The 16,778-nt window shown below is 74.6% G+C and carries 14 protein-coding genes and 1 tRNA gene; 2 read left to right on the forward strand and 13 right to left on the reverse strand.

Annotated elements, in window-relative coordinates; genetic code table 11:
- The first annotated feature begins 63 nt into the window (after positions 1-63).
- Positions 64-3,903 (forward strand): response regulator, encoded by a 3,840-nt coding sequence (locus ACZ7JZ_RS09795; protein WP_470935467.1) that lies wholly within the window; start codon positions 64-66, stop codon positions 3,901-3,903.
- Between the two features lie 13 nt (positions 3,904-3,916).
- A complete protein-coding gene (locus tag ACZ7JZ_RS09800; RefSeq protein WP_470935470.1) occupies positions 3,917-4,492 on the forward strand; it encodes an antibiotic biosynthesis monooxygenase in 576 nt (191 codons plus the stop codon).
- On the opposite strand, the gene ACZ7JZ_RS09805 is transcribed toward ACZ7JZ_RS09800, so the two are convergent.
- The 13 genes from ACZ7JZ_RS09805 to ACZ7JZ_RS09865 all read right to left on the reverse strand — a co-directional run bounded on the left by ACZ7JZ_RS09805 (position 4,479) and on the right by ACZ7JZ_RS09865 (position 16,722).
- Entirely contained in the window at positions 4,479-6,182 is a 1,704-nt protein-coding gene (locus tag ACZ7JZ_RS09805; protein ID WP_470935473.1) for a long-chain fatty acid--CoA ligase, read from the reverse strand. The two genes, ACZ7JZ_RS09800 and ACZ7JZ_RS09805, sit on opposite strands and share 14 nt — an antisense overlap.
- Positions 6,183-6,284: 102 nt before the next feature.
- Positions 6,285-6,827, reverse strand: a complete 543-nt coding sequence (locus ACZ7JZ_RS09810; protein WP_470935476.1) for a SigE family RNA polymerase sigma factor — start codon at positions 6,825-6,827, stop codon at positions 6,285-6,287.
- 118 nt (positions 6,828-6,945) lie between these two features.
- Positions 6,946-8,115, reverse strand: a complete 1,170-nt coding sequence (locus tag ACZ7JZ_RS09815; RefSeq protein ID WP_470935479.1) for a lipid-transfer protein — start codon at positions 8,113-8,115, stop codon at positions 6,946-6,948.
- On the reverse strand, positions 8,112-8,549 hold the full coding sequence (locus ACZ7JZ_RS09820) for a MaoC family dehydratase (protein WP_470935482.1): 438 nt from the start codon (positions 8,547-8,549) through the stop codon (positions 8,112-8,114). The genes ACZ7JZ_RS09815 and ACZ7JZ_RS09820 overlap by 4 nt, the downstream gene beginning before the upstream one ends.
- Positions 8,546-9,721 carry an acyl-CoA dehydrogenase family protein gene (locus ACZ7JZ_RS09825; protein ID WP_470935484.1) on the reverse strand — a complete coding sequence of 392 codons (1,176 nt, stop codon included), beginning with the start codon at positions 9,719-9,721 and terminating at the stop codon, positions 8,546-8,548. Before ACZ7JZ_RS09825 ends, ACZ7JZ_RS09820 begins: the two co-directional genes overlap by 4 nt.
- Before the next feature lies 1 nt (position 9,722).
- Complete coding sequence (locus tag ACZ7JZ_RS09830; protein ID WP_470936382.1) at positions 9,723-10,679, reverse strand: bifunctional MaoC family dehydratase N-terminal/OB-fold nucleic acid binding domain-containing protein; 957 nt, start codon at positions 10,677-10,679, stop codon at positions 9,723-9,725.
- A 35-nt stretch (positions 10,680-10,714) separates the two neighbouring features.
- Positions 10,715-11,938: an acyl-CoA dehydrogenase family protein gene (locus ACZ7JZ_RS09835; RefSeq protein ID WP_470935487.1), complete on the reverse strand. Its 1,224-nt coding sequence runs from the start codon at positions 11,936-11,938 to the stop codon at positions 10,715-10,717.
- Positions 11,939-12,192: 254 nt separating this feature from the next.
- Positions 12,193-12,510: a hypothetical protein gene (locus ACZ7JZ_RS09840; protein WP_470935490.1), complete on the reverse strand. Its 318-nt coding sequence runs from the start codon at positions 12,508-12,510 to the stop codon at positions 12,193-12,195.
- A gap of 434 nt (positions 12,511-12,944) precedes the next feature.
- A complete protein-coding gene (locus tag ACZ7JZ_RS09845; protein WP_470935493.1) occupies positions 12,945-13,373 on the reverse strand; it encodes a DUF6344 domain-containing protein in 429 nt (142 codons plus the stop codon).
- Positions 13,374-13,721: 348 nt separating this feature from the next.
- Positions 13,722-13,808, reverse strand: a tRNA-Ser gene (locus ACZ7JZ_RS09850).
- Between the two features lie 74 nt (positions 13,809-13,882).
- Entirely contained in the window at positions 13,883-14,854 is a 972-nt protein-coding gene (locus ACZ7JZ_RS09855; protein ID WP_470935496.1) for a trypsin-like serine peptidase, read from the reverse strand.
- Between the two features lie 195 nt (positions 14,855-15,049).
- Positions 15,050-16,114: a YeiH family protein gene (locus tag ACZ7JZ_RS09860; protein ID WP_470935499.1), complete on the reverse strand. Its 1,065-nt coding sequence runs from the start codon at positions 16,112-16,114 to the stop codon at positions 15,050-15,052.
- Positions 16,114-16,722 carry a cysteine dioxygenase family protein gene (locus ACZ7JZ_RS09865; RefSeq protein WP_470935501.1) on the reverse strand — a complete coding sequence of 203 codons (609 nt, stop codon included), beginning with the start codon at positions 16,720-16,722 and terminating at the stop codon, positions 16,114-16,116. The genes ACZ7JZ_RS09860 and ACZ7JZ_RS09865 overlap by 1 nt, the downstream gene beginning before the upstream one ends.
- Between the last annotated feature and the right edge of the window lie 56 nt (positions 16,723-16,778).

A 16,778-nucleotide genomic window follows, 5' to 3' on the forward strand; every position in this document is an offset into this window, starting at 1 on the left:
CCGCGGGACCGTGCCCTTAGACTCCTCCCGTGACATGCCGGTAGTCAGGGAGGAAGCGTCGTCGTGAGCAGCAGGCCATCCCGAGGCGCTGCTCGCCTCGCAGCAATACTCGACGCACTCCCCGACGCGCTCCTGCTCGTCAACGCCAACGGCACCGTGGTCAACGCGAACTCCATCGCGCTGGAGACCTTCGAGTCCCCCGGTACCGGACTGGTCGGGCGCGGGCTGCTGTCCCTCCTCCCCGACTTCGACTCCAAGCTGATCCCCGGCTCCATGCGCAGGCCCGGCGACGAGCCCGAGGGCCGCACCAGGCCGAAGCGGATGACGGCCCACCGCACCGACGGCAGCGAGTTCCCCGCCGAGGTGACCAGCGCCTCCCTGGAGGACGGCCGCGAGGCCTACGCCGACGCCCACCGCTACACCGGCGACGAACTGCTCATGCTCGTCGTGCGCGACCTCTCCGGCACCGTCGACACCGAGGCCGAGCTCGCCCGCTCGCAGCGGCAGACCGAGATGATCCTGCGCGCCGCCGCCGAGGGCGTGGTCGGCACCGACACCGACGGCCGGATCGTCCTGGTCAACCCGGCCGCCGCCCAGATCCTCGGCTACCGCGCCACCGAGCTCGGCAACCGCGAACTGCACTCCCTGGTCGTGCACTCCCGCGCCGACGGCTCCCCCTTCCCCTTCGACGAGTCCCCGCTCGCCGACACCCTGCGCTCCGGGCGCAAGCACCGGGTGCGCGGCCAGGTGCTGTGGAACAAGGCCGGCAAACCGGTCTCCGTCGACCTCACCACCTCCCCCGTCCGGGACGGGGAGCAGCTCGTCGGCGCGGTGATGACCTTCACCGACCGCCGCCCGTACGACGCCCTGGCCGCCCGGCACGCGCAGCTGACCGCCCTCGCCGACGAGGCCCTGCGCGGCCCGCTGGAGGAGCTGCGCGGGGAGCTCGCCACGCTGGCCGCGGACGACGCCGGACAGCTGTGGCCCGAGGCCAACCAGCTGCTGCACCACCTGGCCGCCGGGTACTCCCGGATGACCGTGCTCCTCGACAACGTGCTCGGCTTCCAGCGGCTCGACGCCGGCCGGGAGAAGCTCGCCAAGGAGAAGGTGCTCCTCGACGGAGTGGTCGCCGCCGGCGTGGAGGGCGCCGTGGAACTGATCGGACCGGGGCGGGCCCAGTTCGCCGTCCACGCGCCGACCATCGAAGCGGAAGTCGATCCGGCACGCCTGGCCACGGCCCTGGCGCACCTGATCGCCGACGTGGCCGGCGTCGACGCCACCGGCAAGGCCCCGGTGGCCTCCGTCGGCGGGTACATGGACTCCACGATCGTGGTGGCCGCGGCCCAGCGCGGCGACGTCGTACGGATCGAGGTCCGCGGCCCGTACTCCGGCGGCAATCCGGTCCACGAGCCGATCGTGCGGGGGATCGTGGCCGCGCACGGGGGCGTGCTCCAGACCCACGAGGTGCCGGGCAGCACCGGCAGCGCGTACGTGCTGGAAGTACCGCTCGGGGCGGGCGCGGGCACCGTGACCCGGCCCGAACCGGAACCCGAAGCGGAGCCCGCCGCCGAGAACGCGGCCGGAGCTGCGCCCGCAGCGGGCGCCGGGCCGGGCGCCCGGCCCGCCCCGGCCGGCCGGCGCGCCCGCCGGGGTGTGGACGCCTTCCTCGACGAGGAGGCCCCCGGCCGTCCCGGCGGCGAGGACGGGGGCGGCGCCCTCGCCCTGCCCTCGGGCCGCCGCCGCGCCCCCGGCTCCGACCTCGCCTCCGCACCGGTGAACCCGGCCGGACTCTCCCCCGTACCGGCCGGACCCGGCGGGCCCGGGCTGCCTGCGCGGCCCGGTGCGCCCGCCGCACTCGGACCGGCCGCCGCCGCACTGCCGGGCGCCCCCGGGCTGTCCGCGCCGCCCGGTGCGCAGGGCGCCGCAGCTCCCGCCGCCACCCCGGCGGGCCCCGCCAACCCCACCGGACCCGCCGGACCCTCTGGACCCGCCAACCCCGCTGGCCCCGCAGCAGCCGTGCCCGCCGACGGGACCGGGCGCCGCCGCGGGCGGCCGCAGGAGGAGAACCCCGCCGGACCGCAGCCCGTACCCCCGCAGGGCCTGCCCGCCCTGCCGCCCGCCGCCTCCGGGGGCGGCCCGGAGCAGGTCGGTCCCGGGCGGCGCCGGGCGCTGGGACCGGCCGGGGCCGAGGGCTCCGCGGGCGGCCCCGCGGGTCCCGTACCGCCGGGGGGTCCCGTACCCGCCGGGGGCCGCGGTCCGAACGGCGGCCCCGTGCCCGCCGCGGGCCCGGTACCGCCCGGTGCGCCCGTGCCGCCCGGCGGTGCCGTGCCCCCGGTGCCCTCCGTACCGCCCGTCGTACCTCCCGCCCCCCAGGCGCCCCCGGTGCCCACGCTTCCGCCCGTGGCGCCCTCCGCGGCCGCTGGGGCCGAGTCCGCGCCCGGCGGCGGACGGCGGCGCGCTCTCGGCACGCCCGCCGTACCCGGTGCGCGGGCCGGGTCCGCGCCCGCCGACCCGTACGTGACCGATGCCCCCGCCCCTGTGCCCGCGGGGCCCGCCGCCCCCGGCGGGGAGCCGGGCCCGGAGGCCCAGGGGCGCCGCGCCCGCCGGGTGCTCGGCAGTCCCGCGGCGCCGCCAGCGGGCGGGGAGCACGGGCCCGCCGCGGAGCGCGAGGACCACACGCCCCCGCAGCCCCACCCGCTGCCCGGGGCCCCCACCGGCCAGGACGCGGCCCCCACCGGGCGCCGCCGCGCCCTCCAGCCCGCCCAGGCCTGGCCCGTACCCGCCGCCCGTACCGCTCCCGAAGACGGCACGGCCGGCAGCGGACCGGCTGCCGGGCCGGTCGCGCTGCCCGGGGCCCGGCAGGCCCAGGACGGTCCCGCCGGACCCATCTCCGTACGCGCCCTCGGCACCCTGGGCCAGGGTGCCGCCCTGGTCCCGCCCGCCCCGGTCCGGCCCCCGGGCAGCGCGACCGGACCGGCGCCCGTCCCGGGTGCGGGGGAGCAGACCGACGGGTCGGGCCGGCGCCGCCGGCTCGCCGATCCCGGCGAGGAGACCGGGCGGGCCTTCGCCATAGGGGCGCCCGCCGCCGGTTCCGCCGAGGGCCCCGAGCCGCTCGACGGGCCGGGGGGAGCCGTGGAGGTCGTCGACCGGCCCGTACCGCCGCCCGTGGACGACGAGCTGCCGCCGGAGCCGCTGGACAACCCGCGCCGGCTGCTGGTCTGGCCCGCGCCCGACGTGCAGACCCAGCAGGCGCTGAGCGAGCGCGGCTACCGGCCCGTGATCGTGCACTCCCGCGAGGAGGTGGACGCGCAGATCGCCGCGTACCCCGCCGCGCTCTTCGTCGACCCGCTGACCGGGCCGATCACCCGCACCGCCCTGCAGTCCCTGCGCCAGGCCGCCGTGGCCGCCGAGGTCCCGGTGCTGGTCACCGCCGGTCTGGGGCAGGCCACCCGGGAGGCGGCGTACGGGGCGGACCCGGCCGTGCTCCTCAAGGCCCTGGCCCCGCGCGACAGCGAGCAGCACCCCTCACGGGTCCTGCTGATCGAGCAGCACGACGAGATCGCGCAGGCCCTCACGGCCGCCCTGGAGCGCCGCGGGATGCAGGTGGCGCGCGCCGACGCGGACACCGGTGCCGTGGAGCTCGCCACCCGGATGCGGCCCAACCTGGTCGTCATGGACCTGATGCAGGTGCGCAGGCGGCGGGCCGGGATCGTGGACTGGCTGCGCGCGAACGGGCAGCTGAACCGCACCCCGCTGGTCGTCTACACGTCCGTGGACATCGACAAGTCCGACCTGACCGGCCTGGGCTCGGGCGAGAGCGTGCTCTTCCTCGCCGAACGGGCCACGACCGGTGAGGTGCAGGGCCGCATCGTGGACCTGCTGGCGAAGATCGGGACGCATTAGCCACCCTGTGCGGATGGCGATCACCGACACCACTGAGAAGAGCGTGCCCGCGGACGACGGGGAGGTGACCCTCCTCATCGCCCGTCAGGTGGAGCCGGGCTACGAGGAGTCCTTCGAGTCCTGGGCCCGCGGCATCCTGGAGACCGCCGCGGGCTTCTCCGGGCACCTCGGCTACGGGCTGTTCCGGCCCGCGGCCGAGGGCGCGCCCTGGTTCCTCGTCCACCGCTTCGAGGACAACACGGCCTTCCGGGCCTGGCAGGACTCGCCGGAGCGGGCCTCGTGGTTCGCGAACTGCGAGGGCCACCACCACACCGAGATAGCCCGGCGGGAACTGACCGGCATGGAGACCTGGTTCGCCAAGCCGGGTACGACCCGGCCCGCACCGCCCCGCTGGAAGATGGCGGTCAGCTCGGGGCTGGCCATCTTCCCGATCTCGCTGCTGGGGAACGCGCTGCTCGGGCCGTACCTGGTGGACCTGCCGCTCGTCCTGCGCACGGCGGCCTTCTCCGCGGTGTTCAGCACCCTGATGACCTACGTGGCGATGCCGGTGGTCAGCAGGGTGCTGCGGGGCTGGCTCAGCCGCTCGTGACCTCCGGCCCGCCCTCGGCGCCGGCTGCGCCCTGGACCCCCGGGTCGAGTCGCGTCACGTCGAGCTCGCCGTCCGCGTACTGCCTGCGGATCACCTTCTTGTCGAACTTGCCCACGCTGGTCTTCGGGACGGCCTCGACCAGGGCCCAGCGCTCCGGCAGCTGCCAGCGGGCGATGGACCGGCCGAGGAACGCGTGCAGCTCCCCGTACCCCGCCGCGGAGCCCTCCTTGAGGACCACGGTGGCCAGCGGGCGCTCGCCCCACTTCTCGTCCGGTACGGCGACCACGGCGGCCTCGGCCACGTCCGGGTGCGCCATCAGCGCGTTCTCCAGCTCCACGCTGGAGATCCACTCGCCGCCGGACTTGATGACGTCCTTGGCCCGGTCGGTCAGGGTCAGGTACCCGTCGGAGCTGATCACGCCCACGTCACCGGTCTTGAGCCAGCCGTCCTCGGCGAACTTGTCATCGGGGCGGAAGGGCTCGCCGGCCGCACCCCCGTAGTAGGCGGCGGCGATCCAGTTGCCGCGCACCTCCAGCTCGCCCGCCGAGGCCCCGTCCCACGGCAGTACGTCGCCGCCGGGGCCGACGAGCCGGGCCTCGACCCCGGCCGGGAAGCGGCCCTGGGTGAGCCGGTAGGGCCAGGCCTCCTCCTCGCCGAGGGCGGCCGGCGGGTGCGCCATCGTGCCCAGCGGGGAGGTCTCGGTCATACCCCAGGCGTGCACGACCCGGACGCCGAGCTTGTCGTACGCCTCCATCAGGGCGGGCGGACAGGCGGAGCCGCCGATCGTCACGTGCTTCATGGCGGAGATGTCGCGCGGGCGCGCGGCCAGCTCGGCGAGCAGGCCCTGCCAGATCGTCGGCACCGCGGCGGCGTACGAGGGCTTCTCGGCCTCGATCATCTCGGCGAGCGGGCCCGGCTGGAGGAAGCGGTCCGGCATGAGCATGCTGATGCCGGTCATGAACACCGCGTGCGGCAGGCCCCAGGCGTTCACGTGGAACTGCGGTACGACGATCAGAGCGGTGTCCGCGTCCGTCAGGCCCATCGACTCGGCCATGTTGACCTGCATGGAGTGCAGGTAGATCGAGCGGTGGGAGTAGACCACGCCCTTGGGGTCGCCGGTGGTCCCGGAGGTGTAGCACATGGCCGCGGCCTGCCGCTCGTCCAGCTCGGGCCAGTCGTACCCGGCCTCGCGGCCCGCGAGGAGCTCCTCGTAGTCGTGGACGCGCACGCCCAGCCCGTCGAGGGCGGAGCGGTCGCCGATGCCCGCGACCACCACGTGCTCCACGGTCGGCATGTGGGGCAGGAGGGGGGCCAGCAGCGGCAGCAGGGTGCCGTTGGCGATCACGACCTTGTCGGCGGCGTGGTTGACGATGAACGCCAGCTGCTCCGGGGGGAGGCGCAGGTTCAGCGTGTGGAGGACCGCGCCCATGCACGGGATCGCGAAGTAGGCCTCGACGTGCTCGGAGTTGTTCCACATGAGCGTGGCCACGCGGTCGTCCGGGCGGACTCCCAGCTCGTCGCGCAGGGCGTGGGCGAGCCGGCCGGCGCGGGCGCCGATCTCGGCGAAGCTGCGGCGGTGCGGCTCGGGCTCCCCGGTCCAGGTGGTGACCGTGGACCGGCCGTGGACCGTCATCCCGTGCTGGAGGATGCGGGTCACGGTCAGCGGTACGTCCTGCATGGTGCTCAGCAAAGCGTCCTCCCGGTGGGCGCTGCGCGGCGGCAAAGGTTGCAGCGATTCTGCGCAGGGCGGGGAGGCCCTGTCACTACCCGGGAGTAGATCTGGGGATAACCCTCAGCGGACCGGCGTCAGCTCCGGGTCCTCGCGGAGCTTGCCCAGGGCCCGGGAGACCGCGCTTTTGACCGTGCCGACGGACACCCCGAGGAGTTCCGCCGTCTGGGCCTCGCTGAGGTCCTCGTAGTACCGCAGGACGACCATGGCGCGCTGGCGGTCGGGCAGCCGGGTGACCGCGCGCCACATGGCGTCGCGCAGGACCTGCGCGTCGGCCGGGTCCGCGTACGGCAGGCCCTCGGGCTCGGGGAGCTCCTCGCAGGCGAACTCGTCGACCTTGCGCTTGCGCCACTGCGAGGTGCGGGTGTTGACCAGCGCCCGGCGCACGTACCCGTCGAGCGCCCGGTGGTCCTCGATCCGGTCCCAGGCCACGTACGTCTTGGCGAGGGCGGTCTGGAGCAGGTCCTCGGCGTCGCAGGGGTTCGCCGTCAGGGACCGCGCGGTGCGCATCAGCGAGGAGCCACGGGTCCGGACGTACGCGGAGAACGACGGGTAGGCCGCCGGGTACTTCGGGCGCGACGGGTACGTGCAGACAGGCGTGGTCATGGCTCCACGCTAGAAGCGGGCACGGCCCCTGGGGATCGGCCCCAGGTGCCGAAGGCGCATCCGTCTCAGGTTGTAGGGGCGGGGCCCGCCGGACCTCCTGAAGAAGGAGGGCGGGCGGTCACGCTCCGTCGGCGGCGAGGATCAGACCCGAGGTGGGGACGCCCGTACCGGCGGTCACCAGGGTGTGCGCGGCGCCCGCGACCTGGTTGACCGAGCTTCCGCGCAGCTGGCGGACCGCCTCGGCGATGCCGTTCATACCGTGGAGGTACGCCTCCCCGAGCTGGCCGCCGTGGGTGTTGAGCGGAAGGGCGTCCGCCGCGGTGAAATCGGCGGCCTCACCCGGCTTGCAGAAACCGAACTCCTCCAACTGCATCAGGACAAAGGGGGTGAAATGGTCGTACAGGATGCCCACGTCGATATCGGAGGGGCGCAGTCCGCTGGTCCGCCACAGCTGCTCGGCGACCACCCCCATCTCCGGGAGCGCGGCGAGCCCGTCCCGGTAGAAGCTGGTCATGGCCTCCTGCCGGCGGCCCGCGCCCTGGGCGGCCGCGGCGATCACGGCGGGCGGCCGGCGCAGGTCGCGGGCGCGCTCGGCGCTGGTGACCACGAGGGCCTGGCCGCCGTCGGTCTCCTGGCAGCAGTCCAGCAGCCGCAGGGGTTCGACGATCCAGCGCGAGGCGGCATGGTCGGCGAGGGTGATGGGCTTGCCGTGGAACCAGGCGGCCGGGTTGTTCGCGGCGTGGCGGCGGCCGGTGACGGCCACGTGCCCGAAGGCCTCGGGGGTCAGCCCGTACGCGTGCAGGTAGCGCTGGGCGGCCATCGCCACCCAGGAGGCCGGGGTCAGCAGCCCCCACGGGAGGGACCAGCCGAGGGCGGCGCCCTCCGCCGAGGCCTCCCGGTGCTGCACCCCGGAGCCGAAGCGGCGGCCCGAGCGCTCGTTGAAGGCGCGGTAGCAGACCACGACCTCGGCCACGCCGGTGGCGACGGCGAGCGCGGCCTGCTGCACGGTGGCGCAGGCCGCCCCGCCGCCGTAGTGGATGCGGGAGAAGAAGGACAGCTCCCCGATCCCGGCGGCCTGGGCCACGGTGATCTCGGGGCTGGTGTCCATCGTGAAGGTGACCATGCCGTCCACGTCGGAGGGGCTGAGCCCGGCGTCGTCCAGGGCCGCCCGGACGGCCTCGACGGCGAGTTTCAGCTCGCTGCGGCCCGAGTCCTTCGAGAACTCGGTGGCCCCGATGCCGACGATGGCGGCGCGGCCGCCCAGGGAGTCGCGGGTGCGCAGGCTCATGCCCCCGCCTCCCCGCGGGCGGTGTCCGGAGCGGCGGCTTCCGGGGGGAGGGTCAGGGTGACCGTACCCGTGACGTGGTTGCCGAGGGAGTTGCGGCCGGTCACGCGGACCACGGCGGTGGGGCCCTCGCGGTCCGTGACGGTGCCGGTGAGCACCATCGTGTCCCCGGGGTAGTTGGGGGCGCCGAGGCGGATGGCGACCTTCCGGAGGACGGCTGCGGGGCCGAAGTGGTCGGTCACGTACCGGCCGACCAGGCCGTTGGTGGTCAGGATGTTCATGAACACGTCGGGGGAGCCCTTCTCGCGGGCGAGTTCCGCGTCGTGGTGGACGTCCTGGTAGTCGCGGGAGGCGATGGCTCCGGCGACGATCAGGGTGCGGGTCACCGGGATCTCCAGGGGCGGGAGCGCGTCGCCGGGGGCCGGGGTGTCGGTCACTGGGGGTCCTCCCCTGCTGCTTCTGCTGCTTCTGCTGTTTCTGCTGTTTCTGCGTGCGGGTCGAGGGCGAGGGCCGCGCCCAGTTCGGCGAGCAGTTCGGCGCCGGAGCCCAGGTGGGCGGCCAGCTGGCGGCCCCACAGGAAGTGCCGGTGGACCGGGTGGTCCACGTCGGCGCCCAGGCCCCCGTGCAGGTGCTGGCCCGCGTGGACCACCCGCGTGCCCGCCTCGGCGGCCCACCAGGCCGCCGTCAGCGCGTGCGTCCCGGCGGGCAGCCCCTGGTCGGCGCGCCAGGCCGCCTCGTACGCGGTGACCCGGATCGCCTCGGTGTCCATGTGGGCGTCCGCGGCGCGGAGCATCACGCCCTGGTTGGTCGAGAGCGGGCGCCCGAACTGCTCCCTGGTGGAGGTGTGCGCCACCGCGCGCGCGAGGGAGCCCGCGCAGACCCCCGCCTGGAGCCCGGCGAAGGCGGTACGGGCGGTGGCGAGCACGCTGTCGTACGCCGCGCCCTGCGCACCGGGGTCCTGCGGTGCGCCCGGGGCGTCCGGCGTGTCCCGCGCGTCCGCCGCCGCGCCCCCGAGGCGTTCCGCGCGGGCCCCGGCCAGGACCAGCCGGCCCGCGGCCCAGGGGGCGGTGGTCTCGACGGGCTCGGCCGCGACCCCCTCCCCGGAGGTCGGTACGAGCCACAGGACCCGGTCGGTGTCGGGCACCAGCACGTGCGTGGCGTCGCGCAGCCAGGGGACCAGCGGGAGGGTGCCGGTGAGGCGGGCCGTGGTCCCGGCCGGGCCGGGGCCGGGGTCCGGGGCGGAGCGGATGCGTCCGCGCTCCGGGAAGGCGCCCGTCGCCACCGCCGTGCCCGCGTGCAGCGCCGGAAGGAGCCGTTCCCGCTGCTCCGCGGTGCCGTGCGCGGCCACGGCGAGGATGCCGTACACGCAGGTGGCGGCGTAGGGGACCTGCGCGGTGGTGCGGCCCTGCTCCTCCAGGAGGAGGACCAGGCCGAGCAGGCCCACCTCCTCGACGGCGGCGGTGAGCCCCGCGGTGGTGAGCGCCTTCCAGAGCTCGGCGTCCGTGCCGGTGCCGGCGGCGGCCAGGCGCTCGTGGGTGGCGAGGTCGGCGAACACCTCGGCGGCGAGCCCGGCCGCAGCGGCCTGCTCCGCGGTGGGTCGGAAGTCCATGTCAGGCCTCCAGGGCCCGGAAGACGGGCAGGACGAGCTCCTCGTCCGCCTGCAGGAACTCCAGCCGTACGGGCATCCCGATGCGCACCTCGCCGTACGGGACCCCGGTGATGTTGCTGATCATCCGGACCCCTTCGGCGAGTTCGACGAGGGCGACTGCGTAGGGCGGGTCGAAGGCGGGGAAGGGCGGGTGGTGCATGACCACGTACGAGTAGACGGTGCCCTCGCCCGAGGCCTCGACGGTGTCCCACTCCTGGCTGCCGCAGTCGTTGCAGCCGGGCAGCCAGGGGAAGCGCAGGGCGGTGCAGCCGGTGCAGCGCTGGACGAGCAGGCGGCGCTCGGCCACCCCGTCCCAGAAGCCGCGGTTGTCGCGGTTGACCACGGGGCGGGGGCGGCGCGGGGCCGGTACCGGGGCCTGGGCCTGGGCCTGGGCCTGCTGGTGCTCGCGGGGCTCGGCGGAACGTTTCGCGGGCGCGTACTTGAGGATCCGGAAGCGGTGCGTCCCGGCGAGCTCGCCGTTCGCGTGCACATCGGTCCGGGTGGTCACGAAGTACCCGGTGCCCAGCCGGGTGGTCTTCCGCGGGGAGACCGACTCGATGACCGCGTCGAAGGTGATGCGGTCGCCGGGGCGCAGCGGTACGAGGTACTCCTGCTCGCAGTCGGTGGCCACGACGGAGGTGCAGCCGGCCCCGTCGAGCAGGGCGAACAGCTCGTCGTAGGCCTCGGAGCGGCCGCTTCCGGCGGGGTGGCCGGACAGGCCGCCCATGGTCCACGCCTGGAGCATGGTGGGCGGGGCCACGGCCTCCGGTCCCGCGTAGGCGGGGTTGGCATCGCCCATCGCCTCGCACCAGTGCCGGATCATGGGCTCGTTGACCGGGTCCCTGCCCGCCGCGGCGGTCGCGGCGGCGCGGCCTTCGAACTCCTTCAGCTGCTGGTAGAGCCGCTCGTCCTCCGGCAGGACGTGCCCGCCCTCACCGCTGCTCCGGGGCTCGCTCACCGCTTCCTCCCCTTCATGCCGAGCCGCATCATGGCGACGATCTCGCGCTGGACCTCGCTGACCCCGCCGCCGAAGGTGTTGATCTGCGCGGCGCGGTTGAGCCGTTCCAGCTCCCCGCTGCCGAAGGTCCCCGGTCCGCCGCCGGCCCGGACGAACGCGCCCTCGCCCGCGACCTCCTGGCAGATCCGGTAGACCTCGACGGCCGATTCGGTGCCGAGGAACTTGACCCCGCTGGCGTCCCCGGGGGCCAGCGTGCCCGCGCCCACGTCCTGGACGAGGCGCCAGTTGAGCAGGCGTACGGCGGCCAGGCGCGCGTGCGCCTCGGCGAGCCGGGAACGGACCCAGGGCAGGTCGGCGGGGCGGCGGCCGGTGCCGGGGTCGGGGGTCCGGGCGTGCGCGAGCGCCTGTGCGTAGAAGTCCTCCGCCTGCATCCCGATGGCGGCGAGGGCGACGCGCTCGTGGTTGAGCTGGTTGGTGATCAGCCCCCAGCCGCCGTGTTCGGGGCCGACCAGGTTCCCGGCGGGGACGCGGACCGCGTCGTAGTACGTGGCGGTGGTCGTGAGCCCGCCGACGGTCTCGATCGGGGTCCAGGAGAAGCCGGGGTCGGCGGTGGGCACCAGGATGATCGAGATGCCCTTGTGCTTGGGGGCTTCGGGGTCGGTGCGGCAGGCCAGCCAGATCCAGTCGGCGTTCTGCGCGTTCGAGGTGAAGACCTTCTGGCCGTCGATCAGCCAGTGGCCTTCGGGGGAGCCGGATGCGGCTGCCGGGCCGGTCCCGGCCGGCGCGCCTCCCGCCGCCGGCCCGGCTTCGCGGACGGCGCGGGTGCGCAGTGAGGCCAGGTCGGTGCCCGCGCCGGGCTCGGAGTAGCCGATGGCGAAGACCAGTTCGCCGCTGAGGATCCGGGGCAGGAAGTAGGTCTTCTGCTCCGGGGTGCCGTACTTCATCAGGGTGGGGCCGACGGTGTTGAGGGTGACCATCGAGACCGGCGCTCCGGCGCGGTACGCCTCGTCGAAGAACACGAACTGCTCGTCGGGGCCGCGGCCCTGGCCCCCGTACTCCTGCGGCCAGCCGAGGCCGAGCAGGCCGTCGGCGCCGATCCGGCGGAGCAGGGCGCGCTGGGCGGCGGGGTCCTCGGGCACCCCGTCGGGCATCAGCTCACGGAAGTACGCGCGCAGTTCGGCGCGCAGCCGCAGCTGCGGCTCGGTCGGGGCGAGGTGCACGGCGGACGGCCTCCCGGGGCGGCAACGGCGCAGCTGCGGCGGTGAACGGGGCGGCTGCGGCACGCGGATACCAAGGTTTCTGACTGTCCGTCAGATCGACTGCGGGTGTCAAGGCCGCGGGCGGCACTGCCGCACGGACGGCACGGGCCCGCGCGGGCCCGCCGGCCGGAAACGGCGGAGCGCCCGCCCGACCGGACCCCAGCCGGTCCGGTCGTGCGGGCGCTCGCGAGTGCCGGGGGGCCGCCCGGGACGGCTCACCACCAGGGGTGGAAGTTCACCGCCACGTTGGAGTTGGACTGGTCGATGGCGGTGAAGGCCGAGCCGTTGACCTGGGCGGTGTTGTTCTGGTTGGACGCGCCGGAGCCGGTCGCGACCTGCTGCGAGGTGGACGAGTTGCCGGAGTTGCTGCCACCCACGCCGCTGCCGATGATGCTGGCGACGCTCGCGTTCGATCCGTTGTCCGCGAAGGATCCCCAGCTGTTGTCCGCCTGAGCGACCCCGCCGAAGAGGGAGGCGGCGAGGGGGAGCGAGGCTACGGCGGCGATGACGCGGGCGGTGCGGACGAATGCCATGTCTTGATCCTCCAGATGTGAACTACGGCGGTTTACAGGGAAGTTGGCCGACCACCCTGCGGTTTTGCTCCTGCTCTCGACGTCGCGAGACCAGAGTTGCCCACCGAATCCCCGGCGAACCACCCCGCAGTCGCCGATTCCCTCGCAAGCATGAGCAACACCGGATAAACCCCGGTCACGCCCCCAAAACGGAATTCCAGCCCCCCGGAAACGCCGAAAAACGGTCCGCCACAAGGGCTGAACCGTTACGCCAAATCCACCCGCACCCGCCATGCCGGGATACCGCTCGGCAGTCCCGGCCGTCCTGCCGTCCCCCTCACCCCCGTGGAGCGCCCACCCGTCGCCCCAAGACCTGCGCCCCCTGCGCGCCCCCGGCGCTCGCCGGGGCGTTCGTACGGAATGCGGACCGGACCGCGCGGGAGACCCCGCGCGCCCTACGCCGCCAGCCCGAGCTCCGCGTCCCCGCGCCCCTCGTCCCCGAGCCCGGAGCCCGAGCGGCTGGCGAGGTCGGCGGCGGTGGTGGCGCGGCGGCGGACGGAGGGGGCGGAGCCGTGGGACTCGGCGCGGATGCGCTGGGCGATGGTGGGCGGCAGGGAACCGCCGCGCATGGACTCGCGCCAGGTCCGCCGGGCCCGCCGGGCCCGGGTAGCGGCTGCCGAAAGCCCCGATGAGAGTGCGGAGGAGGAGCCCGGCGCGGAAGCCGGAACAGCGGCACCGGCCGCACCGGAGGCACCCGCACCGGCGGTACCGGCAGCGGCCGGCGCGACCGCCTTGGCGGCCCGCAGGATGCCGAAGGCGGCGAGCAGGGCGACCAGTGCGGCCATGACCGCGGTCCAGATCGACGTGGTGCGGATGGTGCTCATGACGGCTCCTCGTTCCTCGTTCCAAGATGGTCCGACGGGCGGATCGACATACAGCCGATCTGCATACATTCGTCATGATGCGGACGGGAGCGGGCCATGTCCCGCCGCCGCTCCCGCGCCACCCGGATCTTCCGATAAACACCACCCGTCCGGCCCACCCGCCCTGACGGCACCCCCTCCGACCTGCACGGATCCCCCGCGCCCCGATCGCCACCCCACCGAACCGCCCTACGCCGAAAGGGCATTCACCCTGCTGGGAGCCACCGCCGCGCCCCCGCTCCCGGGAACGCCGAAGGGGCGCCCCTGTCCGGGACGCCCCTTCTGATCAGCATGTCGTCTGACGTACTGCGGTGGGTGTGGGATTTGAACCCACGGTGACATCGCTGCCACGACGGTTTTCAAGACCGTTCCCTTAGGCCGCTCGGGCAACCCACCCCGCTCCGCGGCCTGAGCTGCGGAGCGGGCTACAGCCTAACGGGTCCGGGGGCGGTCGTGGCGGTCGTGGGGTGTCAGGCGATCTGGGCCTTGTCGTAGACCGCCTTGGCCTCGTTGCCGAAGTACGGGCCGAACATCCGGTTCGGCAGGAAGTTGTAGCCGAAGCTGTTCACCGAGACCTGGAGGCCCGTGCCCGTGGTCTCGTTGAAGTCCTGGAACCAGGGACCGCCGCTGGATCCGCCGGTCATGTTGCAGCCGAGGCTGTGGTCCTTCGACAGCAGGAAGTCCTTGCCGCTGTTGCCGCTGCAGTAGATCAGCTTCGAGCCGTCGTACGGCGAGGCGGCCGGGAAGCCGAAGGCGTACATCCGCTTGTTGTAGCCGCCGTTGAAGAGCAGGCCCTGGGCGCCGACCGCCTGGCTGAGCTTCTGGCCGTTCAGCGGGGCCACGACCGCGAGGCCCACGTCGAAGTTGATGTCCTCGCTGGCCGCCCACTGGTCGGTGGCGAAGGTCTTGGTGGCGGTCCACTGGCCGTACGGCGCGCTGCCGTTGTCGTACGCGGGGACGAAGACCCAGTTGGTGTGCCAGGCGCCCTGGTACTTCACGCAGTGCCCGGCGGTGAGGACCGTGCTCCCGTTCTGGCTGGTGACCGAGTCGCCGGAGCAGGAGGCGGTACGGCCCTGGAAGGTGAAGAACACCCGGCCGGAGGTGCGCACCACCGCGCCGCCGCCCGTCCACGGGCCGCCGGCCTGCGGGAACGCCGTGGGGGCCAGGGCGGCCGGGGCCGGGGCCGCGGTGGCGGCCGTGGGCGGCACGGCGGTCGGCGCGGACTCCGACACCGGGGGCCGGAGCTTCACGCCGGGGGCCAGGAGCAGGTCCAGCGGGGTCGCCGCGCGCATCCGCTCCGCGGTCCAGAAGCCCTTGGTCTGCTGGGGCGTGAAGGACGTGGGGGCGGGGGCCGCGGCCGAGGGGGCGGCGGCGGTCAGGGCTCCGGCGAGGAGGCTGCCGGCGGCGAGCAGGACCGCGGCTGCCTTGCGGGGACGATTCACGCATGACTCCTTCTGCCGTCCCGGGGCCGGCGGGGCCGGGCCCGGGCAGGGTGGGGGTGAAGAGCTGCCGGTGCGGATCGACGTGCGGGGGCAGCGTGCCACGGAGCCGCGTGATTGTCAGGTACTCGTCAGAACGTTCGGTCGGTTCCGGCCACGGATTGGCCTGCTTCGGGCAGATGGCGCAGGCGCGGGCGCTCAGACCGTCAGGAGCACACCGGCGTACGAGACCCCGGCCACCACCACCCATGCGCCCAGCCCCAGCGCCGCGGCCCGGCCCCCGGTCTTCGCCAGCGTCGGCAGGTGCACCGCGCTCCCCAGCCCGAACAGCGCGGCGGCGAGCAGCCCTTCCTGGGCGGTACGGGCCCAGTCCAGGACCTCCACGGGCAGCACCCCGGTGGCCCGGACGCCTGCCGCGAGCAGGAAGCCGGCCACGAAGAGCGGCACGGGAGCGGGTCGACCCCCGGAGGCGGTACGCGCCCCGGCCCGCCGGGCCCGCAGGGCGAAGGCCACGGCCGCCACCAGCGGGGCGAGCATGGCCACCCGCATCAGCTTGACGACCACGGCCTCGCCGAGCGCCGCCGGCCCCGCCGTCTGCGCCGTGGCCACGACCTGCCCCACATCGTGCACGCTCGCCCCGACCCAGCGGCCGAAGCCGATATCACCCAGGCCCAGGGGCTGCTGGAGCAGCGGGAGCACCCCGATCGCGAGGGTTCCGCACAGGGTCACCAGGGCCACCGAGGCCGCGACGTCCTCTTCGTCGCTGCCCGAGACCTGGCTGACCGCCCCGATCGCGGAGGCCCCGCAGATCGAGTAGCCGGTGGCGATCAGCAGCGGCTGGTCTCCGGGCAGCCCGAGCTTGCGGCCCAGCCACACGGTGCCGAAGAAGGTGGCTGCGACCACCGCGCACACCATGGCGACGGTCCCCCAGCCCAGCCGCACCACCTGGTCCAGTCCCAGCCCGAGCCCGAGGAGCACGATCCCGATCCGCATCAGCCGCCGGCCGGCGAGGGAGAGCCCCGGCCGGCCGGTACCGCGTACGAAGGTCCGCAGCCGGGGCAGGTGGCCGACCGCGATACCCAGGACCACGGAGGCCGTGAGCATCGGTACGGCGGGCAGGAGGAGATGGACGCACCAGGCCAGCCCGGCCCCCGCGACGGCCGCCAACAGGCCCGGCCAGGTGCGTGTTTCACGTGAAACATTGCGGAGGGGAGGGCGGGACGCGGAACGCGGGCCCAGATGCGGGCGGTTGAGGAGGGCCATCACTCGGCCGGGAGGGTGTAGACCCGGCGGACGCTGGTCCCCAGCCGGGAGATATCGGCCCCGTAGACGTGCACGGAAATCGCCGTCGTACGACAGGAGTTGCGGACGCGGTGGATATCTCCGGGCGGGGCGAACCCGCAGACGTCACCGGTGCCGTTGACCACGTCCTCCGTGGCCACGAGCCGGGCCCGCCCCACCTCGGCGCCCGTACCCGTACTCGTACCGCCTACGGACCCGGCTCCCGCCCCCGGCACCAGCCGGTAGCGCCGCTCGCTCTCCTCCCCCTGGTGCACCCCCGCCACGCACCAGGCCACGTGGTCGTGGATGGAGGTCTGCTGGCCCGGCAGCCAGACCAGCGCGACCACGGAGAACCCGCCGTCGGACTCGGCGTGCACGACGTGCTGCCGGTAGCGCCGCGGATCGCTCTCCTGCTGTGCGGCGGTCAGCAGGTCCTGTGCACCCAGGTGCGGACCGAGCCGCTCGCCCACGAGGTAGGCGGTCAGGTCGGGGGGCAGGCCGCGGTCCACGACCGCGCGTATCTCGTCTATGAGCCGGGTCATCCGCGCCGTCACGGCCGGCGCTGCGAGCGCGTTCGTCGTCGTGGTCATACAGGCAGCGTCGGACCGCCAGACCATCACGTCCAACGACAGTTCTCACCTGAAAA

It is taken from the genome of Streptomyces sp. NPDC038213 (assembly GCF_055600495.1).